We start from the raw sequence: 294 nt of genomic DNA, 5'->3' as shown, positions 1-294 counted from the left end.
CTCTCTCTCTCTCCCTCTTTCAAAAATGAGGACAAAAATGTTGGATACATGGCGAAGATGTATATACACTCACTTTCTCCTTCTTACTTAAAAATTTCTCAATACTGCTTGACTCATCTCAAGAGGATGGAAGACAGAAGCAAACTTATTCCAAGAAAAAATGTGTGTATGAGCATTGAAAGTGTACAAAAACTGCGTTTTGCCACTTTTCTAATGACACTTGCTCGTATTTTTTTCTAAAGAATTTCCACTCATTTTTACATGTACATGGATATGCCTCTCTCTCTCTCTCTC

Annotated in this window: 1 protein-coding gene; it reads left to right on the top strand. The window is 36.1% G+C overall.

Annotation, left to right across the window (positions count from 1 at the left end):
* Positions 1 to 240 (top strand): hypothetical protein (locus tag MUW74_RS04370; RefSeq protein ID WP_243553125.1); only part of this gene is annotated, 240 nt, incomplete at its 5' end.
* Positions 241 to 294 lie beyond the last annotated feature (54 nt).

The organism is Candidatus Cardinium sp. cBcalN2 (genome assembly GCF_022810445.1).
GTDB lineage: Bacteria > Bacteroidota > Bacteroidia > Cytophagales > Amoebophilaceae > Cardinium.
This window is presented reverse-complemented; position numbering and strand designations above follow the sequence as displayed.